We start from the raw sequence: 24,864 nt of genomic DNA, 5'->3' as shown, positions 1-24,864 counted from the left end.
CGGCGAGGAGAATCCCATGAAACTGCTTAACCGCTCCGCACTGAGCGTCAGGCCGACCCAGCCCTTTGTGGACTGGATCAACGCGCTGGAACCCACCATGGGAGACGACGACCTGACCCTGGACGACGTCGAACGTGAAAGTACCATTTATCTGATTCCAGAGATGGATACTCCAGAAGCGCTGGAAACGTTTGTGCGCGAGCGCTGCGTGGAAATTCTCGAGACTGAGTTGCGCGCTTGGGAAGAGGATGAGCGTCAGTGGCCGGACAAGATTGATTGGGCACTGTTTCAAGAATTTGTGCGCGTTGAACATAGCTACCTAGCAATTGATTTGGACGACGAAACAGCCCTTGAGATTTCCGAAGTCGATGATGCATTGTTATTAGACAGTGAGCAGGATTAGCATGCTAATATTTTAGGCAAGCTCAGTGCTGCCTGCGCGGCTGTTTGATACAGCTATTTAGCGCACTATGAAACCGGCTTAGGCCGGTTTTTTTGTTTTGAAAATACTAGTTTTGAAGTCAGTAGTTTTGAAAATAAGCATGCTGAAAACAATGGTTTTAGCCATTTCGTTTAGGAACACTCTTCCTTAGGACTTCGCTATGCGACTGTTTGAAACCCGCCCTGGCGACGATGGCCTGCCTGGGCCTGAACGTGCCTTGGCCGTGCTGGCGTTGGTAACCGGTACCTTAATGGCGGTGGTGGACACCACTATGATCAATCTGGCGCTGCCCACCATCGCCGCGGATCTAAATGTGTCGGCATCCCGAGCGGTATGGATCACCAACCTCTTTCAAGTGGTCTGTGCGGCGTTTTTACTCGTCTTCGCAGGCATCAGTGAGCTGATCACGCGGCGCAGGCTTTACCTGTTCGGGCTGGCTACCTTTGTTGCTGCTGCGCTGGGGGCGGCGCTATCACGCAACCTGGAAACGCTGCTGGTGTTTCGCGCTTTCCAGGGGCTAGGCGCCGCTGCAACGCTCTCCATTGGTCCGTCGCTTTATCGGGCTATTTTCCCTTCGCGATTGCTGGGCAGTGCGCTTGGTTTGAGTGCGCTGGTCGTGGCCGGAGGTTACGCCGCGGGGCCCACATTGAGCGGCGTAACCTTGTCCTTTGCTGACTGGCCCTGGCTGTTTGCTTTAAATGTGCCGCTTGGTCTCTGCTCGCTATGGCTGGCCAAGCGTGCGTTGCCCCGAGAAGAGCCGCGCAAAGGCAGTTTTGATGTCGCTGGGGCATTGCTCTCGATCGTTATGCTGGCCAGCTTCTTTATTGCCATGGACGCCGTGAGCCACGCCGCGCCGATTTGGCAAAGCGGTGGCTGGGCGCTACTGACGGTGCTGGCCTGTGCCGGGTTTATTGCCCGCCAGCGTCGTGCGCCTTATCCATTACTGCCGCTTAGTGTATTTGCCGAGCCGCGCTTTACGCTGGCCGTTTCTGCCTCTGGGCTTGCCTTTATTGGCCAGGGTCTTACGTTTGTTGCCCTGTCATTTTTCTACCAGGAACAGATGGGGTTTTCACCGCTGGAAACCGCTTGGCTATTCACTCCCTGGCCGCTGGCTATCATGTTCGTTGGCCCTGTGGCCGGGCGCCTAGCCGACCGGATCAATCCCAGTATTCTTTCCAGCACAGGGCTTAGCTTGCTGATCATTGGCCTGATTGCGTTGGCGTTAGTCGATGAGTCGACCGGCGTGTCAGGGAGCTTATGGCGCACCGCGTTATGCGGTATTGGCTTTGGGCTGTTCCAGCCGCCCAATAACCGCGAAATGATGAGTAGCCTGCCGTCGGAGCGCAGCGCTAACGTTTCAGGGGTAATGAGCACCACGCGCACGGTGGGCCAGTCGTTCGGCGTCGCTCTGGTCGGTGCCGCCCTGGCGTTGGGGTGGCCGGTGCAGGTAACGCTCTGGTTGGGGGCGGTAACCACGCTGCTAGCGCTATTGGCAAGCGTTGCACGTATGCCACTGGCAAGGCGTGCATTACACGCTCGTCGGGCATCGTCTGCCGGGCAGTAAGCGCGTACAATAAAATGGTTTGTAATCTCAAGGAGACTCCCATGACGCTGCAGACACAGATTGAGCAGAAGTTAGCGGCACTCGCGCCCGATGTGCTGCAGGTTGAAAACGAAAGCCATATGCACAGCGTGCCCGCGAACTCTGAAACCCACTTCAAAGTAACGCTGGTAAGCGATGCCTTCGACGGCATGATGCCGGTGAAGCGCCACCAGCAGATTTATGCGCTGTTGGCCGATGAACTGTCAGGGCCGGTGCATGCTCTAGCGCTGCATCTTTATACGCCCGCCGAGTGGCAGGCGCGTGGCGGAGAGCGTCCGAATTCGCCCAACTGCCGTGGCGGCGAAAAGTGAACCAGGAAGTTATTCGGCGTCACTATCTGGACGCCATGGGCATTACCGCCTGGGGCTCGCGCTACCAACTGCCCAATGCACTGCCTACTGAAGCCTGCGAGTGGGACGATGTGGCGCCAGCCCCTACGCCACCCCGGGAGCGGCTGCAGGCGTTGTTGGATGATGCTCCTGTGCCACGGCGGAGCGCGCCTGAGCCTCAGGCGTCAGGCGAGACTATCGCCTCGCCCTCGGCGGTACGCGCGTTGTTGCTGAAGGATAAGCCCAGCTCAGAAAAATCGGACCAAGCCAAGCAGAGCCAAACCAAGCAGGTTAGCGCTCACTCCGATGCGGCTGAGCCTACTGCTGATGCAACACTTGCTACGCCCGCCAAGCCCCTTAAGTTCTCCCTCTCCTGTCTATGCCTTAATGGCCGCTGGTTAGTGCTGCAAGCGGGCGAAATGAGTGCGCTTGAGCAGCAATTGTTGGCTAATCTACTTCAAGCAGCGGGTATTCAGCAGAGCGCGTTGCCGGAAGTCACGCACTTTACGTGGCCGCAAATGACCAATGCCTTTGCTGTTGAGGACCCACTAGATGAAGCGCGTGAAGGGTTAGCGGCCTTTATTGCTGGCCAAGTAAGTCGGCGGGAGTGGCAGCTAACCCGGCTGATATGGTGGGGCGAGCTGGGCGCTGAACAAGCGCCGCTGGATCGTATACTGAACGTGAACGAAGGCCAAAGTCACACGCTCTCGCTGCCTGTCTGGCAGGGGCCAGCGCTTGCTGCACTTCTCGACGGCACCCGCAGTAAGCGCGATCTATGGCCAAAGCTGCAGGCCTTAAACCAGCAGTGGACGCGCGATAGTTCAACCGGCGCTGAGCCAGCAGTTGATGATCACTGAGCTTAGTGTTGAGCATCTAGCCTTATTGACGGCTCTTGAGGGTCAGGCGCAAAGCGGTACCTCCGACTCGCAAATGCTGGAAGCACTGGGCAGTCAAGATACCTGTGTAGTGGGCTGGTGGCAGGGTGAACAGCTGCAAGGTTATGCCATCGTGGCGCGACTGCCGTTTGAGGCGGAGCTTCAAGCGATAGGGGTTGTGCCTGAGTACCGCCGAAGTGGGGCGGGCTTGGCATTGATGGAAGCCGTTTTAACGCAGGCTGAGCGCTGGTCAAGCGAGCGTTTGCTGTTGGAAGTGCGAGTGGGAAATCTAAGCGCTATTCGGCTCTATCAGCGCATGGGGCTTACCGAAGATGGGTACCGGAAAGGATACTACCCGGCTCAGGCCGCTCATTCGGCCCAAAGCGACCCAGCAGCACAAAGTGCCGCTGGGCGCGAGGATGCACTGCTGATGTCGCGGACACTCTAAGCTGGTCGTGAGACTCTGTCGGCCGCGAGTGGCGTCAATTAAGAGGCGCTGGACGTGTCGAGACTATCGAATTTGCTGAGTAGGCTATTGAGGCGACGCTCCCACTCTTCACGCTCTTCTTTCAGCTTGGCGTTCTCGCCACGCAGCTCTTCATTTTCCAGTTTCATCATTTCCAGCGCGTCAACAGTATCGGTGACTTTCTGTTCAAGCTGATTAAATAGTTCCAAGCTCATGTATATCTCCCTAGCGTAAAAACGAGAACCCAAAAAACGGTAGTCAAAAAGTACCCAACAAAACAAGCGGAAAGCTTGCTAATAGGTACGAATGAAGCGAGCGTAACGCCACCACCGCGCGGCGGCAAGCGCTGTTTAACGCTATTGACGTTGATAAAGCCGAGCGGTGCTTTCACCCGCCTGGGTTTCGCGGTGTAACTGCCAGTTGGCGGGCACCCCTGGGGCAAGCGATGTCTCGGTTTCTAGGTAAATCATTGCCCCGTCACTCAACCAGCCGCCACTCTCCAGCGCTTTACAGCATGGTTCGGCCAACTGCTGATGAAAGGGCGGGTCGAGAAATACCAGTGAATAGGGCTGTGCAGGACGTGTCAGGTAGGCCTGAACATCGTTAATATGCACCGCGCTTGAGGTAATATGCAGAGATGCCAGATTAGTCGAAAGCTGCGCTGCCACGCGCGGGTCGCGCTCGACAAAATCGACACAGGCCGCACCGCGAGAGACCGCTTCAATGCCGAGTGCGCCGGTACCGGCGAAGAGGTCGAGCACCTGCTGACCATAAAGCTGCTGCCCTAGCCAATTGAACAGCGTTTCACGCACGCGGTCAGGTGTTGGACGTAGGCCGGGGCTATCCAATATGGGCAGCTGGCGGCGGCGAAACTCACCGCCGATAATGCGCAGTTTGCCAAGTGATTTGCCACCTCGCTGAGCAGGCGTGCGGCGGGAAGCGGATGAGTGGGAGGAGCGTTGTCGTGTCATGAGGCGGATTGTAGCGGGCTGCTTATCCAAAGTCTCGGGTTAGGGTGTTAGCATAACCTTAATGTTCACTATTTATATCGAGTAACACACATGTTTGGTTTTTTTAAGCGTAAGAATAAGCAAGACCCGCAGCAGGCGCCCCAAGACTCGCAGCAGGCGCCAGAGGAAGAGCAGCGTCTAAAAGATCAGCCTCAAGAGCGAGCTGATGAGGGTGACATCGAGGCGCCAGATACTTCTTCGGAAGCCGTTGAAGAGGTCCCGCCCGTGCCGGATACTTTGCCAGAGCCAGAGCCAGAGCCAGAGCCAGAGCCAGAGCCAGAGCCAGAGCCAGAGCCAGAGCCAGAGCCAGAGCCAGAGCCAGAGCCAGAGCCAGAGCTAACGCCCGCCCCAGAGTCCGTTCGTGAAACGGCGCAACGTCCTGCTTTACAGGAAAAGCCTGTCGCCGAAAAAAGTAAACAGCAAGGCGAACAGAAAGGCTGGTTTGCACGTATCAAATCAGGCCTAGGGAAAACCCGTGCCAATTTAACCGACGGCATCGCCGATCTGTTTTTAGGCAAGAAACAGATTGATGACGAGCTGCTGGAAGACCTGGAAACGCAGCTGCTAATGGCCGATGTCGGTATTGACGCGACGACCGAGATTATTGGGCGCCTGGAAGCGCGCGTCTCACGCAAAGAGCTAAATAACCCTGAGGCGCTTTACCGTGGTTTGCAGGAAGAGTTGACCACTATGCTGGCGCCTGTCGCCAAGCCGCTGATGCTGGAGAAAGCGGGCAAGGGGCCGTTTGTTATTTTAGTGGTAGGCGTTAACGGCGTGGGTAAAACCACCACCATCGGCAAGCTCACCCAGCGTTTTCAGCGCGAAGGAAAAAGCGTTATGTTGGCGGCCGGTGACACCTTCCGTGCTGCGGCTGTCGAACAGCTCAAAGTCTGGGGCGAGCGCAACCGCGTGCCAGTAATTGCCCAGCACACCGGCGCGGACAGCGCCTCGGTAATTTACGATGCGGTAGCGGCCGCCACTGCGCGAGGTGTTGATGTGCTGATCGCCGACACCGCCGGGCGACTGCATAACAAAAGCCACCTGATGGAAGAGCTGAAAAAGGTCCACCGGGTGATGCAGAAGCTAGATGACACCGCGCCACACGAGGTGATGCTAGTGTTGGATGCGGGCACCGGGCAAAACGCTATATCCCAAGCCAGCACCTTTAATGATGCCGTGCCAGTTAGCGGGATCACGCTAACCAAACTGGATGGTACCGCCAAAGGCGGCATTATCTTTGCACTGGCCAAACAGTTGGAAACACCTATTCGCTTTATCGGCGTAGGGGAGGGGATCGACGACCTGCGCCCCTTCGAAGCTAATGATTTTGTCCATGCGCTGTTTGACCGCCAAGGGGACGATGCCAGCGCATGATCGCCTTTGAGCATGTGGGAAAACGCTACGGCGGTCGTTTCGAAGCCCTGGCGCATCTCAACTTTCGGGTCGCTCGGGGCGAGATGGTGTTTCTTACCGGCCACTCCGGCGCTGGTAAAAGCTCGCTACTACGCTTAGTGATGCGTCTTGAGAAGCCTAGTCGCGGGCGCGTCGTCGTGGCGGGTCATGATATTGCCCAGCTGCATGCCAGTCAGGTGCCGTTCTATCGGCGTCAGATTGGCGTGGTCTTTCAGGATCACCAACTGCTATTTGATCGCAGTATTTTTCACAATGTCTCGCTGCCACTGGAGATTCAGGGGGTTGAGCCGCGTGAAGCCGCACGCCGTGTACGCGCCGCGTTAGATAAAGTAGGGCTGCTGCACCGTGAAAAAGCGTTGCCGATAGAACTCTCCGGTGGCGAGCAGCAGCGCGTTGGCATCGCCCGGGCGGTGGTCAATAAGCCTGCGCTACTGCTCGCCGATGAGCCTACGGGTAATCTGGATCCACAGCTGTCAGCGGATATTATGGCGCTGTTTGAGGATTTTAACCGAATTGGTACCACGGTAATGATTGCCAGCCACGACTTGGCCCTGATTGCCCAGTTGCGTCACCGCATACTGCGTTTAAGCGATGGTCGTTTGGTGGCCGACGAGGGGGCAGCATGAAGTCCTCAGCGACCCCAAGGCGCCAGCAGGGAGCGGCATTAAAAACGCCGCGAAAAGCCGCTGCTAAACCACCAGCCGATAAACCCTCACAGCGAGGTGCACGTTCCCAGCAAACGCGCTTTTCCAGCCGTCTGCGGGCCTGGGGGCGCCACCATCGCAGCATGGCGTGGGATAGTTTTCAGCGCTTGGTACGTTATCCCTTGGGTAATCTGCTGACGATGTTAGCCATCGCCATTGCATTGGTGCTGCCCGCTGCGCTGTGGTTGACCCTGGACAGTGCGCGCTTGTTGGATGCCGAGCTTGATGAAAGCGCCACGCTTACCGTTTATCTGGAATTGAGCACTGATGATGCCCAGGCGCAACGTATTGAAGAGGCGGTCAACGCTGAGCAGAGCGTGCTCGAAACCCGGTTGATCAGCGCTGAGCAGGGCATGGCGGAGTTTCAGCAGTCGCTGGGTCTGGATAATGCCTTGGCGGGTTTGGAGAGCAACCCGTTACCCATCAGTATCGTGGTGCATCCTTCAAGCATCGAGCCGGCCGCCATGCAGCAGTTGGCTGCTACGCTTGAAGCCTTTTCCGGGGTTGATGAGGTGCGTCTTGATCTGGCTTGGGTGGAGCGGCTGAGAAACCTGGCTGAACTGGGAAGGCGCGTTGCCCTGGCGCTGGGAGCGCTGTTTGGCCTGGGCGTTTTGCTAGTGGTTGGCAACACTATTCGCCTGTCGGTGGAAAGTCGCCGCCGCGAGATTGAAGTGGTGATGCTGATTGGCGCCACTCACGCCTTTGTCAGACGCCCATTTCTGTACAGCGGGGCTTGGTACGGTGTTGGTGGTGGGCTGTTAGCGCTGGGTCTGTTAGGCCTGGGCAATCATTGGCTTTCCCTCCCGGTAGCTGCCCTGGCGGCGAGCTACGGTGCCAGCTTCTCATTACCTCAACTCGACGTGACAGGCTCTACAATTCTGCTATCTTGCAGTACACTACTAGGCTGGTTGGGTGCTTGGTTGGCGGTAACTCGCCATCTCTCAAGTATCCGCCCAAGATGATTCAGCAGGCCGATTCAATAGCGCGTGAACCTTATTCTCGCGATAAGGTCTTTGTAAGACAGAATTTAAGGTAATAGGTTATTGATAACGTGCTACGTCAACCACGATGGGTTACAGGGGAGACCACCTGCACATGAGCACTAGTCTTATACCGGTGGGGCAGCTTTCACCCGGCGGTGATCTGGGCGGCTATATCCGCGCAGTCAATGGAATTTCGGTTTTAACCGCCGATGAAGAGCGAGAGCTCGCCTATCGTCTTTACGATGACGGTGATTTAGAAGCTGCTCGGCGTTTAGTTATGTCACATCTGCGCTTTGTGGTTCACATTGCGCGTAGTTATTCTGGCTATGGGTTACCCCAAGCAGATTTAATTCAAGAAGGTAACGTCGGCTTAATGAAAGCCGTCAAGCGCTTCGATCCTAATCAGGGCGTTCGATTGGTCTCTTTTGCCGTGCATTGGATCAAAGCGGAAATTCACGAATTTGTGCTGCGTAACTGGCGCATCGTCAAGATTGCCACCACCAAAGCGCAGCGTAAGCTGTTCTTTAATCTGCGTAGCGCGAAGAAGCGCTTGGCGTGGCTGAACAACGACGAAGTGTCCGCCATTGCTAAAGATCTCGACGTTAAGCCTGAGATCGTGCGCGATATGGAAGGGCGTCTCTCCTCTTACGATGCTGGCTTTGATGCGCCCGCAGGCGATGATGAAGAGAGTACCTATCAGGCGCCGGTGCATTTCCTGGATGACGCCGCATCAGACCCTGCCACGCAGTTGGAAGATAGCAACTTCGAGGAAGACTCGACGCGTCGGTTGCAGGTTGCTCTTGAGGGGCTTGATGAGCGCTCGCGGGATATCCTACAGCGCCGCTGGTTAGCCGATAGTAAAGAGACGTTGCATGATCTGGCCGATGTTTATGGGGTCAGCGCTGAGCGTATTCGTCAGCTTGAAAAGAACGCGATGAAAAAGCTGCGCCAGAAAATGGGCGAGCCGATGGTGGCTTAAGTATCAGCTGGCTAGTATTTGTCTTCTTAAAAAACCGGCCCCTGCAAAGGGAGCCGGTTTTTTGTGTAGCCTTCACCTGTGGCTTAGCCTATGCGGGCTGTACCGCCGTGCGTAGTAATTGCGCAGATAATAGCGACCATTGATCTTCCCAGTGTTCGGTGGGTAGGCGCTTAAAGTCGCTGCGTACGTACTGCGAAATCCGGCCTTCTGCCTGGGCCGCTAGTAAATTAGCAGCGGCGGAGGCGGGAATCGTAGGGCGCAGACCTTCACGCAGCTCGGCTTCGCGCAGAATCTGTTTGAGCTGCATCTCCAGGCGTTCAAACAGTTGGTTGACCCGCTGGCGTAGCCTGGCGGTTTCGCCGGTGAGTACGTCGCCGCCCATTACCCGGGCCAGCCCAGGATTTTTCTCGGCGAAGCCCAGCAGCAGCGCCAAGATGGTGCCGCAACGGGTAGTGGCGTCGGGTACGTCGTCTAAAATACGCGTAATGCGCTCAAAAATGCTCTCTTCAATAAAATCAATCAGCCCCTCAAACATACGTGCTTTGCTGGGGAAGTGACGGTAGAGCGCTGCTTCTGAAACACCTACCTGACGAGCGAGAGCGGCGGTCGTAATGCGTTTGCCACTGTCTTCTTCAAGCATTAATGCCAGTGCTTGGAGTATCTGCTCGCGGCGGCGAGGTTTTTGATCTTCGCTCATGATGTGCCCTCCGTCGCGGTTAGCTCGCGTCCGTGATTAGGGTGCCCACCCCAGCATTGGTGAAAATTTCCAGCAATACCGCGTGGGGGACACGGCCATCAATAATGTGCGAGCTATTCACGCCGCCTTTTACTGCATCTAACGCGCAGCGAATTTTGGGCAGCATGCCGCCATAGATCGTGCCATCTTCGATCAGGGCATCGACTTGTGCGGTGGTTAAGCCTGTGAGCACCTCGCCTTCGGCGTTCATGAGACCAGCGACGTTAGTGAGCAGCATCAGCTTTTCAGCGTTAAGCGCTTCGGCAATCTTGCCTGCTACCAGGTCAGCATTGATGTTGTAGCTATGGCCTGCAGCGTCGACGCCAATCGGGGCGATCACCGGGATAAAGTCGCGCGCCGCCAGCATCTCAATCAACTCGGTTGAGATCGACTCCACTTCGCCCACGTGGCCGATATCGATAATCTCCGGGGCCGTCATTTCAGGGCTTTGGTGCTCGACCTTAAGTTGGCGGGCACGAATTTGCGCGCCGTCCTTGCCTGTCAGGCCGATCGCCTTGCCACCGCTCTGGTTGATCAGGTTCACAATACTTTTATTAACCAAACCGCCCAGCACCATCTCGACCACGTCCATGGTTTGCGAGTCGGTGACCCGCATGCCGTTGACGAAGCGCGACTCGATGTTGAGCTTTTTGAGTAGGTCGCCGATTTGCGGCCCGCCGCCGTGCACCACTACCGGGTTGATGCCGACTTCCTTCATTAGCACGATATCGCGGGCAAAGGAGTCAATCAGGGTGCTTTCGGTCATGGCGTTGCCGCCATATTTGACCACCACGGTTTTACCGGAAAACTGCTGAATATAGGGGAGGGCTTCGGAAAGCACCTCCACAACGACCTGCGGGTCGCGACTGGCTGAACTCATGAGGTTGTCCCTTGCGAACGTTTATTATGCTGCATAACGTTTATGTCGATTGTGTCGTGAGGGTCGCGCTTTCTAAGCGCGCGATCCCTTCAGCGCCTGACTATGTAAAGAGCTATGTGAAGAGCTATATGAAAAGCTATTTCAAGAGCTATCTATCCAACAATTTGCTTACTGGGGTAGCTCGATATCTGGCGCGACGCGCTGTAGCGCGTTATTAAATACCGCTTTGATACGTGCGAGGGCGGCATCGTCCTTCCCTTCGAAGCGCATGACCAGGGCAGGCGTGGTGTTGGAGGCGCGGCACAACCCCCAGCCATCCGGGTAATCAACGCGAATGCCATCTAACGTGGTTTTGATACCTTCGCCGAAGTCGCCCTCGCGAGCAAGCTTATCCATTAGAGAAAATTTGTTAGCGTCGGTAACCGCAATATTAATCTCTGGGGTACCAACGTCTTGGGGAAATGTGGCGAAAAAAGTATCCGCATCGTCAGGCTGGTTGGCGAGAATTTCTACCAGCCTAGCGGCGGCATAAAGGCCATCGTCAAAACCATACCAGCGCTCTTGGAAAAAAATATGTCCGCTCATCTCTCCGCCCAACTGAGCGCCGGTCTCTTTCATTCGCGCTTTGATCAGGGAGTGACCGGTTCGCCACATCTCAGGCTCGCCCCCAGCATCACTAATCACTTTGACTAGATTGCCAGTGCACTTGATGTCAAAAATCACTTTGGCCCCGGGTTGGCGCGTGAGCATATCGGTGGCAAATACCATCAGCAGGTGGTCAGGATAAATCAGCTTGCCGGTGGAGGTGACCACGCCTACTCGGTCGCCATCGCCATCAAAGGCAAGCCCGATATCAGCGCCCGTTTCTTGCACCTTGCGCATCAAATCCTGCATGTTTTCAGGTTTGCCAGGATCCGGGTGGTGATTGGGAAAGTGGCCATCGATCTCATCGAACAGCGCAGTTGTATCAATGCCCAAGCGGGTCAGCAGCTGCGGGCCTAGCTCGCCAGCAACCCCGTTGCCGCAGTCGACCACGGCTTTGATCGGTCGGTTGATCTTAACGTCACCTAAAATACGCGCTAAATACGTTTCGCGAAGATCCTGCTGGGTGATGCTGCCTTGGCCGCTCTCCAGGTTGCCAGACTGGATGCGCTCAAACAGGGCGGTAATTGCATCGCCAGAGAGCGTTTCGCCGCTCAGCACGATTTTAAAGCCGTTGTAGTCAGGCGGGTTATGGCTGCCGGTAACCATCACGCCTGACTGGGTGTTTGGCAAGATGTGGGTGGCGAAGTACAGCACCGGCGTGGGGACCATGCCGATATCAATAACGTCTCGTCCTGCAGCATTTAGGCCACGCATAAGCGCTGCTTGCAGCCGAGCGCCCGAAAGGCGACCGTCGCGTGCGACTACCACGCTGGATTCTCCCCGCGCGGCGGCTTCCGAGCCCACGGCGCGTCCGATCATTTCTACCGTCTCTTCGGTGAGCGTGTCGTCAACGATACCGCGGATATCGTAGGCGCGAAAAATCGAAGCGGGTACGGTCTGTGCGTTCATAAGCTTCCCAGCTAAACAGAAATTGCCTTGCAAAGGTTTCTTAACCACGTCCTGCCAATCGCTACTGCTAATGGCTATTGCTAATAGCTACTGACTGCCGGTGCTGCCAAACCCGCCGCTGCCCCGCAGGGAGTCTTCAAACGCGTCCACAAGAGCGAGTTCGGCTTGCACAACAGGCACAAGCACGTACTGTGCCAGGCGGTCGAAGGGGGCAAGGGTAAAGTCGCTCTGTCCCCGGTTCCAGACCGAAATCATCAGCTCACCCTGGTAATCCGAATCGATTAAACCAACCAAATTGCCCAGCACAATGCCGTGCTTATGCCCCAAACCGGAGCGCGGCAGAATCATGCCTGCTAAGCCTGGGTCTTCAATATAGATGGCAATGCCCGTGCGCACGAGCTGGCAGTCGCCGGGCGTCAAGGTCAGCGGCGCGTCCAGCAGGGCGCGTAGATCCATGCCTGCAGAGCCTGCCGTTGCATAGGTGGGGAGATAGTCGTGCAAGCGTTCATCTAACACTTTGCACTGCAGGCGGGGGCGGGCACTCATTGGGGTTCTCCAGAAGCGTTAGTAGAGGTTGTTTCAGGTGCTGTCGTCGATAGCAGGGTGAGCGCCTGGTGAATGATCGTAGCGGCCAGCTGGGTTTTCGGCTGGGGTGCTTCCGCCCGGCTTTCAACGCCTTCTGCGGTGCGCCATAGTAACCAGGCGGCATTCTGGTCGCTGCCAAACCCCAGGCCCGCCTGGGAAACATCGTTAGCCACGATCATATCCAGCCCTTTGCGCTGCAGTTTATCCTGCGCGTAGCGCTCTATTTCTTGGGTTTCGGCGGCAAAGCCAACTACCAGCGGGCGCTGCCCAGCGGGAAGCGCCGCTATGCTGGCGATAATGTCAGGATTTTTCACCAGGGTCAGGGTGAGAGTGTCGCTATCGTCCCGCTTCTTGAGCTTGTGCTCGGCGGGTGCCGCCGCACGGTAATCAGCAACCGCCGCGCAGCCGATAAATAGCGCCGCTTGAGGCGCTAACCGCTGTGCTTCACTGTGCATCTGCTCGGCTGACTCAACGTCAACCCGCGTAACGCCCGGCGGGGTGGGTAAGTTAACTGGCCCGCTGATCAGCGTCACTTTAGCGCCTTGCGCCACTGCCGCTGCAGCTAAAGCAAAGCCCATTTTTCCCGAACTGTGATTGGAAATATAGCGTACCGGGTCCAACGGTTCGCGAGTTGGGCCAGCGGTGATCACTACATGAGGAGTTCTGGCGGAGGAGCCGTAATAAGGAGAAGGTGGCGCTGCAAACAGTGTCATCACGGCGCTAAATATCTCTTCAGGCTCACTCATGCGGCCAGGCCCCACATCACCACAGGCTTGATCGCCCGCGGCAGGGCCTATTTGCTGCCAGTCATCTTGCTGCAGCTGCGCCACATTGCGCTGAGTGGCCGGGTGGCGCCACATCGCCTGGTTCATTGCCGGGGCAATCAGCTTGGGCGCTTCTGAGGCCAGGCAGAGCGTGGTGAGCAAATCATCAGCCATGCCGTGCACTAATCGAGCGATTAAGTCGGCCGTGGCTGGGGCGATGAGTACTACATCCGCCCAGCGGGCCAGCTCAATATGGCCCATGCCCGCTTCGGCTTCCGGGTCGAGTAAGGAGGTGCGCACCGGCTCACCGGAGAGCGCCTGCAGGGTGAGCGGCGTAATAAAGGCCTGAGCCCCATCGGTCATTACCACACGCACCTCGCAGCCCGCTTGCTTAAGCAGGCGCACAAGCAACGCGCTCTTGTAAGCAGCAATACCCGCGCTAACCCCGAGTAGCACCCGTTTGCCGGTGAGTGTTGAGCCAGTGGTGAAAGCGTTTATCGGGGTGCTTGTTGTGTCAGCAACAGAAGCCATGTTCAGTCATCCACATCAGCGTTCGTGAGGAGGCTTACCATACCACTGGCACCACCAATTTGGCATATTGGGGAGAAACAAGGGTAAGCTAGGTTTACTGAGGCAGGCTGCGTGATTGGGTTTGAACGCGGATTGCGTTAATTACCAAGGGCGGACAAAGCGGGAAGGTGCGATGGGAATCAATCACTGGCCAGAGGGTGAGCGGCCGCGGGAGAAATTATTAAACGCAGGTGCCCAGGCGCTTTCGGATGCGGAGTTGCTGGCTATTTTTTTGCGCGTCGGCGTGCAGGGGCGCTCAGCGGTTGATTTGGCGAGGGATTTGCTCACAAGCTTTGGTGGCTTACGCCAACTGTTGGAGGCTGATCAAGCAAGTTTCTGCGCTGCCCATGGGCTAGGCACCGCTAAGTATGCCCAACTACAGGCTACGCTTGAGTTGTCGCGGCGCCATTTGGCTAGCCAGTTGGCGCGTGGCAATGCACTGACATCGCCTGCCTTGGTGCGCCACTATCTGAGCTCCCAGCTGCGTCATTTAGGCCATGAAGAGTTTGCGGTGCTTTTTTTGGATACACAGCACCGAATTATTCGCTATGAATCGCTGTTTCGCGGTACCCTAGACAGCGCATCTGTTTACCCCCGCGAAGTTGCCAAGCGCGCTTTAGAACTTAGTGCTGGCGCCGTTATCCTGGCTCACAATCACCCATCGGGTGTGGCAGAGCCAAGCGATGCTGATCGACGAATCACCGAACGCTTAAAAGACGCGCTCGCACTGTTTGAAGTGCGCGTGTTGGATCATTTCGTGGTGGGAGATGGAGAAGTGGTCTCTTTTGCCGAGCGTGGCTGGCTATAAGCAAAATCGACGCGGAGTACATTGCGTAGCAATATCTAAGTTAAATGAGCAAAAAGGCGCTTATTTAACCTTTTTAGTGGGTTTTGCTTGCTGCTAGTCGGGTGCTCTGGTATAAAGTGCCACCTTTAAACTTGGGTTGAATAACGGATTTGGATAAAGCTTGGCGGTTAACGGCGCCGACACCTTCCCTGCTCCGGTTTGCCCGACAGTTTTGAACACTCAGGTTCTTATATCCTGGCCAAGCAGTTGGAGGCTCTAATGTCCAAAGTATGTCAGGTTACCGGCAAGCGTCCGGTAACTGGAAATAACGTTTCACACTCCCAGCGTAAGACACGTCGTCGTTTCTTGCCAAACCTGCACACCCACCGTTTTTGGGTTGAGTCTGAAAACCGCTTCGTCAAGCTGCGCGTTTCCACTAAAGGAATGCGCATCATCGACAAAAAAGGTATTGACACAGTTTTGGTCGCTATTCGTAAGCGCGGCGACGCTATCTAAGTAAGCCTATTGGGAGAGTTGAACCATGCGCGATAAAATCAAGTTGGTGTCTAGTGCCGGTACAGGTCACTTCTACACCACTGATAAGAACAAGCGGAATACCCCGGATAAGTTCGAATTCAAGAAATTCGATCCGGTTGTCCGTAAGCACGTTATCTACAAGGAAGCCAAGATCAAGTAATCGCGTAAGCGATGATGATCGGTTTTCTCTGCAGGCGAACGTCTGTTCAAAAACCCGGCCCCAAGCCGGGTTTTTGCATGCATGCTTTTTATGCGCAGCATGCCTAGCGAATCCATCTTCATTAGGCTGTCATCACAAGCCGTTACGATGCTCAAATATGCCCGAACTGCCCGAAGTTGAAACCACCCGCCGCGGGATTGCGCCTTATATTGAAGGTCAGGAAGTCACTGAAGTGCTGGTGCGTCAGCCGCGGCTGCGCGTACCCGTGCCGGATGACTTGGCCGAGCGGTTGGTGGGCGCACGCATTGGCGTATTGAAGCGGCGGGCAAAATATCTGCAGATTCCCATTCAGCCGTTTAGTGAGCTTGCAGATGATGCTGGCGCCACGTTGTTATGGCATTTGGGCATGTCGGGTAGCCTGCGTATTGCCCAGGTGGGGGATTTGCCTAAAAAGCATGACCATGTCGATGTGGTTACCGCTAACGGTTATGTGTTGCGCTATCACGATCCACGCCGGTTTGGCTTTGTGGATTGGCGGGCCGATGACGAAACGCAGGATAAGCGTCTCGCGCATTTGGGGCCCGAGCCATTGTCTGATGCATTTAACGGCAAATGGCTCTATACGCTCTCGCGTAACAAGCGCGTGGCGGTAAAGCCGTTTCTGATGGATAACCAAGTGGTTGTCGGTGCCGGGAATATCTACGCCGCGGAAGCACTATTTATGGCGGGCATTGATCCGCGCCGTGCGGCAGGGAGAGTTTCTCGCGCTCGCTATGATGCCTTGGCCCTTGCCGTGAAAGAGGTGCTGGCGGCGGCGATTACCCAGGGCGGCACTACGCTGAGGGACTTTGTCAGCGGCCAGGGCGAGCCCGGCTACTTTGCTCAGCGGCTAAATGTTTACGGCCGCCACGGCCAGCCCTGTTTGCGCTGCGGCGCGGAGCTTCGCCGCATTACGCTAGGCCAGCGAGCCAGTGTATTTTGCCCCGGTTGCCAGCGCTAATGCCTGCCTAATAAGTGCTAATGTTTTACTGACGTTTTGCCTTGGCTAATTTTTGCTTTGCCTATGTTTTTAAGACCATGTTTTTTAAGGCAAGGTTTTTAAGACAAGGTTTTTAAAGACTAAGCTTTTTGGAGATTGCTGTGACCCAACGCCTGCGCCTGAATAAAAATGCTGACCGCCGCCTGAAAGCGGGCCATCTCTGGATCTACTCCAATGAAGTAGATATCAAAGAGACGCCGCTGAAAAACTTTGCGGCAGGCGAAACCGCCCTGGTAGAAGCCTCCAACGGAAAAGTCATGGCGGTGGCTTACGTTAATCCCCATTCGTTAATCGCTGCCCGCGTTATGTCGCGTGACCCTGAAATGCGCTTGGATCGTTCGCTGTTTGTGCACCGCTTTAACCAAGCGTTGGCACTACGTCAGCGTCTTTATGAGCAGCCGTATTACCGCTTGATTCACGGTGAAGGCGATTTGCTGCCAGGCTTGGTGATTGATCGTTTTGGCGATGTTCTCGTCGTGCAGCTCAATACCGCTGGCATGCAGGCGTTGGCGGATGAGATTGTTGATGCGCTGGAAAAAGTCATCAAGCCTGAAGTGATCGTTTTCCGTAACGACACTGGCGGTCGTCGTCAGGAAGGTCTCGAGGCCCACGTTGACGTTATCAAGGCCACGCTGCCTGACGAAGTGGTGCTGGAAGAGAACGGCGCACGATTTGTCGTGCCGGTACTTAATGGCCAGAAAACCGGCTGGTTCTTCGATCACCGCGTTAATCGCGAATGGCTCAATCGCCAAGTGGCCGATAAGCGCGTGCTGGATGTCTTCAGCTACGTGGGTGGCTGGGGCGTGCAGGCAGCCGTTCATGGCGCGAAAGAGGTGGTGTGTCTAGACTCTTCAGGCCCAGCGCTAGACCAGGTTGCACGCAACGCTGAGCTCAATGGCGTTCAGGATAAAGTGGCTGTTAGTGAAGGCGATGCATTTGAAGCCTTAGCAGCATTGAAGGCAGAGGGTGAGGAGTTTGACGTGGTCATTCTTGACCCGCCTGCGTTCATCAAAAAGCGTAAGGATATCCCTAACGGCGAGCGTGCCTATGCCCGCTTGAACCGCGAAGCCATGCGATTGCTGGGTCGCGACGGCCTGTTGATGTCCGCCTCCTGCTCAATGCACCTAGCGCCCGAGCGGTTGATGGATGTGGTGCGTGGCGCCGTTCGCCATCAGGACCGCCATGGTCAGGTGATTTTCCAGGGCCATCAAGGCCCCGATCACCCGGTGCATCCCGCTATTCCTGAGACGTCTTACCTGAAAGCGTTGGGAGTGCGCGTGTTCCGCGACTAATTCACACGAGAGTCAGGATAAAGAGGAGCCAAGGATGGAGTGGGCGCTGCCCGATCCTTTTGTGATCGATATCCGTGTCGCTGATGAGGCAATTGATGCTTATCAGCACGTTAACAACAGCGAGTACCTGCGCTGGGTTGAGCAGATTAGCTGGGCGCACTCGGTCGCACTTGGCCTCTCGCTTGAGCGTTACCGGGAGCTTGACCGTGCGATGGTGGTTCATCGTCATGAACTGGATTACCTCGCGCCTGCTTTTGCAGGCGATGAGCTACAGTTGGCGACCTGGATTGTCGATTGCGATGAACGCTTCAGTCTGACACGGCGTTTTCAGCTAGTGCGCACCAGCGATTCCAAAACACTGCTTTATGCCCGCACGCGCTTTGCCTGCGTGGCGCTCTCAACGGGGCGGCCCAAACGTTTGCCCGAAGAGTATCGGCGCATCTATGGTGGCGCCGTTATCGTTGAGTGATTTAAAGAAGAGTGGAATTTTTCGTGCAGAACCGGCAATCGCTAGATTTTTCTCCTAAAAAACGCCTTAACCGGCGTTTTTTTTGTTTTGCGTTCCTGGGGTGGTGGTCAACGTTCGCTGTGCTGTAATTTGCTTAACAAGACGAATGACCTTTAAAAGCACAGGAAAAATCCAATGAAAATCGCCGTCCCCAAAGAGATTAAAAATCACGAGTATCGTGTCGCGTTGACGCCCACTGGTGCGCGTGAGTTAGCCGGTCGTGGCCACCAGGTCAGCGTTCAAGCTAGTGCCGGTGAAGGCGCTGGCTTTACCGATGCCGATTACCAGGCCGCCGGTGCTCAGATCGAAGCCGATGTGGACACACTGTGGTGCAATGCCGAGCTAATCCTCAAGGTGAAAGAGCCCCAGCCTGACGAGGTGGCGCGGCTCACTCCGCAGCATACCCTGTTCACCTATCTTCATCTGGCCGCCGAAGAGCCCCTTACCCGTGGGTTGATGAAAAGCGGCGCCACCTGCATCGCCTATGAGACGATTACCGATGCCCGTGGCGGCTTGCCACTACTCGCGCCGATGAGCACCGTAGCGGGGCGAATGGCCGTTCAAGCCGGTGCCCATAGCCTGGAAAAAGCCCAGGGCGGTGCAGGCGTGCTGCTGCCCGGTGTGCCCGGTGTGGCGCCGGGGAAAGTGACGGTCATCGGTGGTGGCGTCGTCGGCGAAAACGCTGCTCGCATGGCATTGGGGTTAGGCGCAGAAGTCACCATTCTGGATAAATCTCTGGCGCGGCTGGAAGTGCTGGATGACCGCTATCAGGGACGCATCAAAACGGTTTATTCCACCGCCGATGCACTTGAAACGGCCACCCGTGAGTCGGATATGATTATTGGCGCGGTGCTGGTGCCCGGCGCCGCTGCGCCTAAGTTGATCACTCGCCGCATGCTAGCCGATATGAAGCCCGGCAGTGTACTGGTCGATGTGGCGATTGATCAGGGCGGCTGCTTTGAAACCAGTAAGCCCACTACCCATGCCGAACCGACCTATATCGTTGATGGCATTGTTCACTACTGTGTCGCCAATATGCCCGGCGCCGTGGCCCGTACCTCTACCCAGGGGCTGACTAACGCCACGCTGCCCTTCGTGCTTGCCCTGGCGGATAAAGGCTGGCAGCAGGCGCTACGTGACGACCCGCACTTCCTGCCCGGTCTTAATGTGCATGCTGGTCAAGTTACTTATCAAGCCGTGGCAGACGCCTTTGGGCTGGAAAGTAGTAATCCCGCGAGTGTTGTTGGAGGCTAATAAATACGCAGTCGTTGGCGCTACCATTGGCTTAATAGTGTGGCGGAAGTTCATCCTCGGGGCGTTGGCCGCCCTGGGGTTCGCTTGCTTGAAGTGCTTGATGCTGCTCGCGCAGGCGTTCGCGCATCAGCCCACTCAACTGCTCCAGTTTTTCCAGGCGGCGCTCCTGCTGAATCACCGCTTGGTCCAGCGTGTCCAGCCAGTGTTCTTGATGCGCTAAGCGGCTTTCTAAAGATTCCACAAGCTGGGTTAGCTCGGCAGGCGATAATTCGTGGGTCATGATAACATTGCAACCTTATGTAGTAGTATGCCAGTACTATTGGGAATGGGCCTGATAGTGCGGGTATTGTCCTTCGTCTGTTACCCATACAACAAGAGAGCTTTTATTGTCTATGAACCCAAAAGTTGTGTTTCGCTGTTTCTTAATCAGTGTATTACTTGCCGCCCCCACGCCACTTCTGTTGGCGGGGATTGTTCGTTTAACCAATAGTGCCCTCGCCGAGCAATTAATGGAGGTGTTGGCAGACAGTAGCGGTGTCTATATTGCTGTTGCTATCGGATGTTTTATTGTTCTGTGTATTGGCACATTGGCGTCTGCCGCTTTTGCGCCCTCAGTAGTGGTGGCGTCTGATGTGGTAGCGCGTCCTAAGCCTGCATCGCGCCAGCCTCAAGCGGCTGCTCCCATGGACGATGATGAGGAAGAAGACATCATCGACCCCAATGATGGCCGTGAAGAGGGCGAAGTGAAGTGGTTCAATACTAACAAAGGCTATGGTTTTATTACCCGCGATAATGGTGAAGATGTCTTTGTACACTTTCGCGCCATTCGCGGCCGTGGCCCGCGTATGTTAGCTGAAGGTCAAATTGTGCGTTATCACGTGATTAAAAATGAGCGTGGTTTGCAGGCCGACGATGTGAGTATTATTGAGTAAGCTTAATGGCTAGCTAAATTGATCGTAGGATAGTAAGCGACCCCGCTTCGGCGGGGTCGTTTACGTTGATGGGGTCTGTTAACGGCCCGAATCAGGCCACTCTATGGCTCCCTCTTTGCCGCCTGGAAGCACTTGCCAGAAGCGGTCAGGGTCATCGCCGGGGTTCCAGCCGCCCAATGAGCATCGCACTTCGGTCTGAAGCGCCTCCGCGGCTTGCTGAGCGCACTCTTGGTCAGTCATCCAAGGGGTGTGGTTGCTATCAAACCATAGGCTGGCAAAGCCATCGGCGGCTTTGTCTACTAATAATACCGGTACGCAGTCGCCCTCATACTGACCTCGGGTTTGCCATTTGCCTTTGCCTACCGGGCTGAGCGGCGGTGCGATTAGCGTGCTTTTTAGCCACTCATTGAGTGCCTCCAGCGAGACGCTAGCCAGGTAGATTTCTATATCGGGGTAACGCTCCATCATACGTTTACCTCGCCGGAGATGAGCAACGCCTGCAGTGTCGCTTCGTAAATCCGGCTTAAGTCGTCGAGGTCGCTAGCGCGAACGCGCTCATTGACCTTGTGGATGGTGTCGTTCAGCGGACCTAGCTCGACCACCTGAGCACCCAGGGTGGCAATGAAGCGGCCATCCGAAGTGCCGCCACTGGTAGAAAGCGCTGGGCGCTCGCCAGTTACCGCTTCAACGCCTTTGATGGCGGCGTCGACAAGCTCGCCTTCAGCGGTCAAGAAAGGCACGCCGTTAAGCGTCCAGTCTATCTGATACTCCAGGCCATGCTGAGCGAGAATGGTTTCCGTGCGCGCTTTGAGCTCTTCCTGGGTCACTTCGGTCGAGAAGCGAAAATTAAACACCACTTCGACATCGCCAGGAATCACATTAGTGGCACCGGTGCCTGCGCGCAGGTTAGAAATCTGAAAGCTGGTGGCCGGGAAGAAATCGTTGCCCGCGTCCCAATGCTCATTGACCAGCGCGTCGAGTGCTGGCATCGCTTGATGGATAGGGTTACGCGCTAAATGCGGATAAGCCACGTGGCCTTGCACGCCCTTGATGTGTAGCGTGGCGCCGAGCGATCCGCGACGTCCGTTTTTGATCACATCGCCCAGTCGATCGGTGGACGAAGGCTCGCCGACAATGCAGTAATCGAGGCGCTCATTGCGCTCGCGCAGATGTTCAACCACCGCGCGAGTGCCGTCGACCGCCGGACCCTCTTCATCGGAAGTGATCAGAAAGGCAATGCGGCCGTCGTGCTCTGGATGATTCGCGACAAAGCGTTCAACGGCGGTCAGCATGGAAGCGAGGCTGCCTTTCATATCGGCAGCGCCACGCCCGCACAGCATTCCCTCTGCGTCGATGCAGGGCTCGAACGGGGGGTGCTGCCAGTTGATATAAGGGCCGCTGGGCACCACATCGGTGTGGCCCGCGAAAGCCACGACGGGGCCGTGATGACCGCGCACTGCCCAAAAATTCGTTACATCGCCAAATGGCAGCCGCTCAACATTGAAACCGAGCGCTGTTAAACGCTCGATCATGAGTTCCTGGCAACCTTCGTCGTCCGGCGTTACCGAGGCTCGGCTGAGCAGCTCAAAGGCAAGTTGCAGCGTCGGCGACAGCGCTTCAGGCTCAGTTGTGGGCATGCAACGCCTCGTTCAGGGCGATGGCACTTTTGTTGGTCAGGCACTCAATGCGGCCATTCTGCGAGTTGCGGCGCCACAGCTGATCGTCCTGGCTTGCCAGCTCGCGGGCAGAAACGGTTTTTACTTCCTGGCCCTGGTCATCAAGCAGCGTCACTTTGGAGCCAGCGGTGATATAAAGCCCCGCTTCCACCGTGCAGCGGTCACCCAGGGGAATGCCGATGCCAGCGTTGGCGCCGATTAAGCAGCCTTCGCCTACTTTAATAACGATATTGCCGCCGCCGGAGAGGGTGCCCATGGTCGAGCAGCCGCCGCCGAGGTCTGAACCTTTGCCGACCATTACACCCGCCGAAATGCGGCCTTCTATCATGCCGGGGCCTTCGGCGCCTGCATTGAAGTTGACGAAGCCTTCGTGCATCACTGTGGTGCCTTCGCCCAAGTAAGCGCCAAGACGCACGCGGGCAGTGTCGCCGATGCGGATACCGGTAGGTACCACGTAGTCGGTCATTTTGGGGAATTTGTCCACGCAGTCCACGGAGAGCGCGCGCCCCGCCAAGCGCGCCTTTAAGCGGCGTGTAGGCAGCTCTTCAATATCGATCGCGCCTTCGTTGGTCCAGGCAATATTGCGTAGCAGACCAAACATGCCGGTCAGATCCAGCCCGTGGGGCTTCACTAAACGGTGGGAAAGCAAATGGAGCTTGAGGTAGACCTCGGGAGCGGTCTGTGGTGGCTGGTCGGTGTCCAGAAACATGGCCACCAGCGGGCGCTGGCTAGCGGAAAGCGCTTCAGCGAGCTCTGCTTGAGCGGAGTGGCCAGCGGCCTCTAAGGCTTTTGCCAGGCGTGTGCAGTCTTCCGGCAAAAAGCTAATCGCAGCGTTGCCTTGCGGCGCATCCAGCGCTTGCTGAGCAGCGGCTACCAAGCTCGCATCGGGATTGAACAGCGGTGCCGGGTAGTAGATTTCCAGCCAGTCGCCTTGGGTGTTTTGGGTGCCAATTCCAAGCGCAAAGCTCAGCATAAGAGAGTGTCCTGTAGTGATGAATAGTGGAGAATGAAGAATGAGTGCGGCTAGCGACTAACTGCTCAGCTTGTCGTAATCGCCGTCGCGGTAGCCAACCAGAATGGTTGAGTCGTCTACTTCTAGTAGCGGTCGCTTCAGTAGCGTGGGATGTTTCACCAGCATCTGGCGAGCTGACGTATCAAAGGCATCTTTCTCTTCTTGAGGGAGGTCGCGCCAGGTTTTGCTACGTTTGTTGACGACATCGGCAAGCGGTACGCGTTCTAAAATATGCTCAAGCAGACCCGCCGAAAGGCCATCTTTGCGCAGGTCGTAGGTCTTGAACGCAATACCTTTGCCTTCCAAGGCTTTTCGCGCCTTACGGCAGGTGTCGCAGGTATTAATAATATAGAGCGTCAGCATACAGCCTCCATGAACTAAAGCGTTATCGCGGTTAACCGCGCTCAATAAGATGACGGATACGCTGCGCCGCTTCCAGCGTAGGCGCCAATTCGGCTACCAGCGCTAATCGCACACGTCCTGCGCCAGGGTTAATGCCGTTTGTCCCCGTGCGGCCCATTAAGCTGCCGGGCAGTACGCTGACATGCTGCTCGGCAAATAGGCGCTGGGTGAAAGCGATGTCATCGCCGCCGGGTACTGCGGGCCAGAGATAGAAACTGGCTTGAGGTGCTGGGAAGCTCATGACAGGCGCAAGCACATCGGTCACCGCGCTAAATTTTTCCCGGTAGGCGTCGCGGTTAGCGCGCACGTGCTGCTCATCCTGCCAGGCAGCAATAGACGCGTGCTGGATGGGTATCGACATAGCGCAGCCGTGGTAGGTGCGGTAGCGCTTGAAGGGGGTTAGCAGAGCTGCATCGCCTGCCACAAAACCCGAGCGCAGGCCGGGCAAGTTAGAGCGTTTGGAGAGCGAGTGAAATACTACGCAACGCCGATAATCGTTACGGCCCAGTTCGGCGCAGGCTTGTAATAGGCCGGGTGGTGGCGCGGTCTCGTCCAGATAAAGTTCCGAATAGCACTCGTCTGAGGCGATGATGAAATCGTACTCATCGGCCAGTGCAATGAGTTGCTTGAACTCCTCAATGGGCGTGACAGCCCCGGTGGGGTTGCCCGGTGAACAGATAAACACCATCTGCACCTCACGCCACGTAGCGGCAGGCACCGCACTAAAGTCAGGCCGAAAATTGTTCTCAGCGGTGCAGTCTAAGTAGAGCGGTTCACCGCCTGCCAGCAGCGTCGCGCCTTCGTAAATCTGATAAAACGGATTGGGTACCGCAACTTTTGCCGGGCGCGTGCGATCCAGGGCTGCCTGCACAAAGGCAAAAATTGCTTCCCGAGTGCCGTTGACCGGAACGACATGCTGTTCGCTGTCGAGGTCGCGTAGCTGAAAGCGCTGCGTTGCCCAGTTAGCGATGGCTTCACGAAGCGCTGGCAGGCCGTTGGTGGCCGGGTAGCGGGCCATTTCCAATTGGTGCGCTACTAGGGCATCAAGCGCTGCTGGGTAGGGCGCGTGCTGTGGTTCGCCAATGGTCAGCGGTATATGGGCGAGCTCGGTGGGCGGGGTGAGCGTCGCCTTTAGCGCCGCCAGCTTTTCAAACGGGTAGGGATGCAGGGCGTCGAGATCGGCGTTCATGATGTGTCCGTTAGTGGCTGGCTGGCGTAAGGCGACGATTATAGGCAAGCCCCGGTTCAGGCTCAAACCTAACGAGGTTGTGATCTTGCAATGAATGCTTTTAAAGGCGCTCGATAGACGAGATGGAGGGTAGGTTGAAGCGAGGGTCTTTCGCCATGGATGGCGAAAGTAGCGCCCATGGAC

30 protein-coding genes are annotated in these 24,864 nt (G+C 56.3%); 17 read left to right on the top strand and 13 right to left on the bottom strand.

The window, feature by feature from the left end:
* The first annotated feature begins 16 nt into the window (after nucleotides 1-16).
* The 5 genes from V8L71_RS06660 (at nucleotide 17) to V8L71_RS06640 (ending at nucleotide 3,697) form a co-directional block, all read left to right on the top strand.
* Nucleotides 17-403, top strand: coding sequence for a hypothetical protein (locus V8L71_RS06660; protein ID WP_008958714.1), 387 nt, complete (start codon nucleotides 17-19; stop codon nucleotides 401-403).
* A 199-nt stretch (nucleotides 404-602) separates the two neighbouring features.
* The gene (locus tag V8L71_RS06655; protein WP_336273587.1) at nucleotides 603-2,006 is read left to right on the top strand and encodes an MFS transporter; all 1,404 of its coding nucleotides are present in this window, start codon (nucleotides 603-605) and stop codon (nucleotides 2,004-2,006) included.
* Nucleotides 2,007-2,047: 41 nt separating this feature from the next.
* Nucleotides 2,048-2,356 carry a BolA family protein gene (locus V8L71_RS06650; protein ID WP_008959908.1) on the top strand — a complete coding sequence of 103 codons (309 nt, stop codon included), beginning with the start codon at nucleotides 2,048-2,050 and terminating at the stop codon, nucleotides 2,354-2,356.
* Nucleotides 2,353-3,231: a hypothetical protein gene (locus tag V8L71_RS06645; RefSeq protein ID WP_336273586.1), complete on the top strand. Its 879-nt coding sequence runs from the start codon at nucleotides 2,353-2,355 to the stop codon at nucleotides 3,229-3,231. Before V8L71_RS06650 ends, V8L71_RS06645 begins: the two co-directional genes overlap by 4 nt.
* Nucleotides 3,221-3,697 carry a GNAT family N-acetyltransferase gene (locus V8L71_RS06640; RefSeq protein WP_336273585.1) on the top strand — a complete coding sequence of 159 codons (477 nt, stop codon included), beginning with the start codon at nucleotides 3,221-3,223 and terminating at the stop codon, nucleotides 3,695-3,697. Before V8L71_RS06645 ends, V8L71_RS06640 begins: the two co-directional genes overlap by 11 nt.
* Nucleotides 3,698-3,735: 38 nt before the next feature.
* On the opposite strand, the gene zapB is transcribed toward V8L71_RS06640, so the two are convergent.
* Both zapB and rsmD read right to left on the bottom strand, forming a co-directional pair.
* A complete protein-coding gene (gene zapB / locus V8L71_RS06635; protein WP_008959905.1) occupies nucleotides 3,736-3,930 on the bottom strand; it encodes a cell division protein ZapB in 195 nt (64 codons plus the stop codon).
* A 141-nt stretch (nucleotides 3,931-4,071) separates the two neighbouring features.
* Nucleotides 4,072-4,686: a 16S rRNA (guanine(966)-N(2))-methyltransferase RsmD gene (gene rsmD / locus V8L71_RS06630; RefSeq protein ID WP_336273584.1), complete on the bottom strand. Its 615-nt coding sequence runs from the start codon at nucleotides 4,684-4,686 to the stop codon at nucleotides 4,072-4,074.
* Between the two features lie 90 nt (nucleotides 4,687-4,776).
* Between rsmD and ftsY the strand changes: the two genes are divergently transcribed.
* The 4 genes from ftsY to rpoH all read left to right on the top strand — a co-directional run bounded on the left by ftsY (nucleotide 4,777) and on the right by rpoH (nucleotide 8,804).
* Nucleotides 4,777-6,099 carry a signal recognition particle-docking protein FtsY gene (ftsY, locus tag V8L71_RS06625; protein ID WP_336273583.1) on the top strand — a complete coding sequence of 441 codons (1,323 nt, stop codon included), beginning with the start codon at nucleotides 4,777-4,779 and terminating at the stop codon, nucleotides 6,097-6,099.
* A complete protein-coding gene (ftsE, locus tag V8L71_RS06620; RefSeq protein ID WP_008959902.1) occupies nucleotides 6,096-6,764 on the top strand; it encodes a cell division ATP-binding protein FtsE in 669 nt (222 codons plus the stop codon). The genes ftsY and ftsE overlap by 4 nt, the downstream gene beginning before the upstream one ends.
* A complete protein-coding gene (gene ftsX, locus V8L71_RS06615) occupies nucleotides 6,761-7,804 on the top strand; it encodes a permease-like cell division protein FtsX (RefSeq protein WP_336273582.1) in 1,044 nt (347 codons plus the stop codon). The genes ftsE and ftsX overlap by 4 nt, the downstream gene beginning before the upstream one ends.
* Before the next feature lie 133 nt (nucleotides 7,805-7,937).
* The gene (gene rpoH / locus V8L71_RS06610; protein ID WP_008959900.1) at nucleotides 7,938-8,804 is read left to right on the top strand and encodes an RNA polymerase sigma factor RpoH; all 867 of its coding nucleotides are present in this window, start codon (nucleotides 7,938-7,940) and stop codon (nucleotides 8,802-8,804) included.
* A gap of 88 nt (nucleotides 8,805-8,892) precedes the next feature.
* On the opposite strand, the gene slmA is transcribed toward rpoH, so the two are convergent.
* The 5 genes from slmA to coaBC all read right to left on the bottom strand — a co-directional run bounded on the left by slmA (nucleotide 8,893) and on the right by coaBC (nucleotide 13,854).
* Nucleotides 8,893-9,501: a nucleoid occlusion factor SlmA gene (gene slmA / locus V8L71_RS06605; RefSeq protein WP_336273581.1), complete on the bottom strand. Its 609-nt coding sequence runs from the start codon at nucleotides 9,499-9,501 to the stop codon at nucleotides 8,893-8,895.
* A gap of 19 nt (nucleotides 9,502-9,520) precedes the next feature.
* On the bottom strand, nucleotides 9,521-10,420 hold the full coding sequence (argB, locus tag V8L71_RS06600) for an acetylglutamate kinase (RefSeq protein ID WP_008959898.1): 900 nt from the start codon (nucleotides 10,418-10,420) through the stop codon (nucleotides 9,521-9,523).
* Between the two features lie 168 nt (nucleotides 10,421-10,588).
* Complete coding sequence (locus V8L71_RS06595) at nucleotides 10,589-11,974, bottom strand: phosphomannomutase/phosphoglucomutase (protein ID WP_008959897.1); 1,386 nt, start codon at nucleotides 11,972-11,974, stop codon at nucleotides 10,589-10,591.
* Between the two features lie 87 nt (nucleotides 11,975-12,061).
* On the bottom strand, nucleotides 12,062-12,520 hold the full coding sequence (gene dut / locus V8L71_RS06590) for a dUTP diphosphatase (RefSeq protein ID WP_336273580.1): 459 nt from the start codon (nucleotides 12,518-12,520) through the stop codon (nucleotides 12,062-12,064).
* Nucleotides 12,517-13,854, bottom strand: coding sequence for a bifunctional phosphopantothenoylcysteine decarboxylase/phosphopantothenate--cysteine ligase CoaBC (gene coaBC, locus V8L71_RS06585; RefSeq protein WP_336273579.1), 1,338 nt, complete (start codon nucleotides 13,852-13,854; stop codon nucleotides 12,517-12,519). The genes dut and coaBC overlap by 4 nt, the downstream gene beginning before the upstream one ends.
* 172 nt (nucleotides 13,855-14,026) lie before the next feature.
* Here coaBC and radC point away from each other — a divergent pair, with 172 nt between their 5' ends.
* From radC to ald, 7 genes are all read left to right on the top strand, one after another.
* Nucleotides 14,027-14,701, top strand: coding sequence for a RadC family protein (radC, locus tag V8L71_RS06580; RefSeq protein WP_101147429.1), 675 nt, complete (start codon nucleotides 14,027-14,029; stop codon nucleotides 14,699-14,701).
* A 258-nt stretch (nucleotides 14,702-14,959) separates the two neighbouring features.
* Nucleotides 14,960-15,196: a 50S ribosomal protein L28 gene (rpmB, locus tag V8L71_RS06575; protein WP_022520205.1), complete on the top strand. Its 237-nt coding sequence runs from the start codon at nucleotides 14,960-14,962 to the stop codon at nucleotides 15,194-15,196.
* Nucleotides 15,197-15,221: 25 nt separating this feature from the next.
* On the top strand, nucleotides 15,222-15,377 hold the full coding sequence (gene rpmG / locus V8L71_RS06570; RefSeq protein WP_007111734.1) for a 50S ribosomal protein L33: 156 nt from the start codon (nucleotides 15,222-15,224) through the stop codon (nucleotides 15,375-15,377).
* A 157-nt stretch (nucleotides 15,378-15,534) separates the two neighbouring features.
* Entirely contained in the window at nucleotides 15,535-16,377 is an 843-nt protein-coding gene (gene mutM, locus V8L71_RS06565; RefSeq protein ID WP_336273578.1) for a bifunctional DNA-formamidopyrimidine glycosylase/DNA-(apurinic or apyrimidinic site) lyase, read from the top strand.
* 140 nt (nucleotides 16,378-16,517) lie between these two features.
* Entirely contained in the window at nucleotides 16,518-17,708 is a 1,191-nt protein-coding gene (locus tag V8L71_RS06560) for a class I SAM-dependent rRNA methyltransferase (RefSeq protein WP_336273577.1), read from the top strand.
* 34 nt (nucleotides 17,709-17,742) lie between these two features.
* Nucleotides 17,743-18,177 (top strand): acyl-CoA thioesterase, encoded by a 435-nt coding sequence (locus V8L71_RS06555; protein WP_336273576.1) that lies wholly within the window; start codon nucleotides 17,743-17,745, stop codon nucleotides 18,175-18,177.
* Between the two features lie 174 nt (nucleotides 18,178-18,351).
* Complete coding sequence (ald, locus tag V8L71_RS06550; protein ID WP_101147425.1) at nucleotides 18,352-19,470, top strand: alanine dehydrogenase; 1,119 nt, start codon at nucleotides 18,352-18,354, stop codon at nucleotides 19,468-19,470.
* 31 nt (nucleotides 19,471-19,501) lie between these two features.
* Here ald and V8L71_RS06545 read toward each other — a convergent pair whose 3' ends face one another.
* Entirely contained in the window at nucleotides 19,502-19,750 is a 249-nt protein-coding gene (locus tag V8L71_RS06545) for a SlyX family protein (protein ID WP_101147424.1), read from the bottom strand.
* Nucleotides 19,751-19,862: 112 nt separating this feature from the next.
* On the opposite strand from V8L71_RS06545, the gene V8L71_RS06540 reads away from it, so the two are divergent.
* On the top strand, nucleotides 19,863-20,402 hold the full coding sequence (locus V8L71_RS06540; protein WP_281362637.1) for a cold-shock protein: 540 nt from the start codon (nucleotides 19,863-19,865) through the stop codon (nucleotides 20,400-20,402).
* Nucleotides 20,403-20,480: 78 nt separating this feature from the next.
* Here V8L71_RS06540 and V8L71_RS06535 read toward each other — a convergent pair whose 3' ends face one another.
* From V8L71_RS06535 to dapC, 5 genes are read right to left on the bottom strand one after another with little or no spacing between them, the layout of a single operon-like run.
* Nucleotides 20,481-20,870: a hypothetical protein gene (locus tag V8L71_RS06535; RefSeq protein WP_336273575.1), complete on the bottom strand. Its 390-nt coding sequence runs from the start codon at nucleotides 20,868-20,870 to the stop codon at nucleotides 20,481-20,483.
* Nucleotides 20,867-22,039 (bottom strand): succinyl-diaminopimelate desuccinylase, encoded by a 1,173-nt coding sequence (gene dapE, locus V8L71_RS06530; RefSeq protein ID WP_101147421.1) that lies wholly within the window; start codon nucleotides 22,037-22,039, stop codon nucleotides 20,867-20,869. The genes V8L71_RS06535 and dapE overlap by 4 nt, the downstream gene beginning before the upstream one ends.
* On the bottom strand, nucleotides 22,026-23,051 hold the full coding sequence (dapD, locus tag V8L71_RS06525; RefSeq protein WP_336273574.1) for a 2,3,4,5-tetrahydropyridine-2,6-dicarboxylate N-succinyltransferase: 1,026 nt from the start codon (nucleotides 23,049-23,051) through the stop codon (nucleotides 22,026-22,028). Before dapD ends, dapE begins: the two co-directional genes overlap by 14 nt.
* A 57-nt stretch (nucleotides 23,052-23,108) precedes the next feature.
* A complete protein-coding gene (locus V8L71_RS06520; RefSeq protein ID WP_336273573.1) occupies nucleotides 23,109-23,453 on the bottom strand; it encodes a Spx/MgsR family RNA polymerase-binding regulatory protein in 345 nt (114 codons plus the stop codon).
* 31 nt (nucleotides 23,454-23,484) lie between these two features.
* Nucleotides 23,485-24,681: a succinyldiaminopimelate transaminase gene (gene dapC, locus V8L71_RS06515; protein ID WP_336273572.1), complete on the bottom strand. Its 1,197-nt coding sequence runs from the start codon at nucleotides 24,679-24,681 to the stop codon at nucleotides 23,485-23,487.
* Nucleotides 24,682-24,864: the final 183 nt, after the last annotated feature.

This window comes from Vreelandella indica (genome assembly GCF_037070225.1).
In the GTDB taxonomy this organism is placed as follows: Bacteria; Pseudomonadota; Gammaproteobacteria; order Pseudomonadales; family Halomonadaceae; genus Vreelandella; species Vreelandella arctica.
This window is presented reverse-complemented; position numbering and strand designations above follow the sequence as displayed.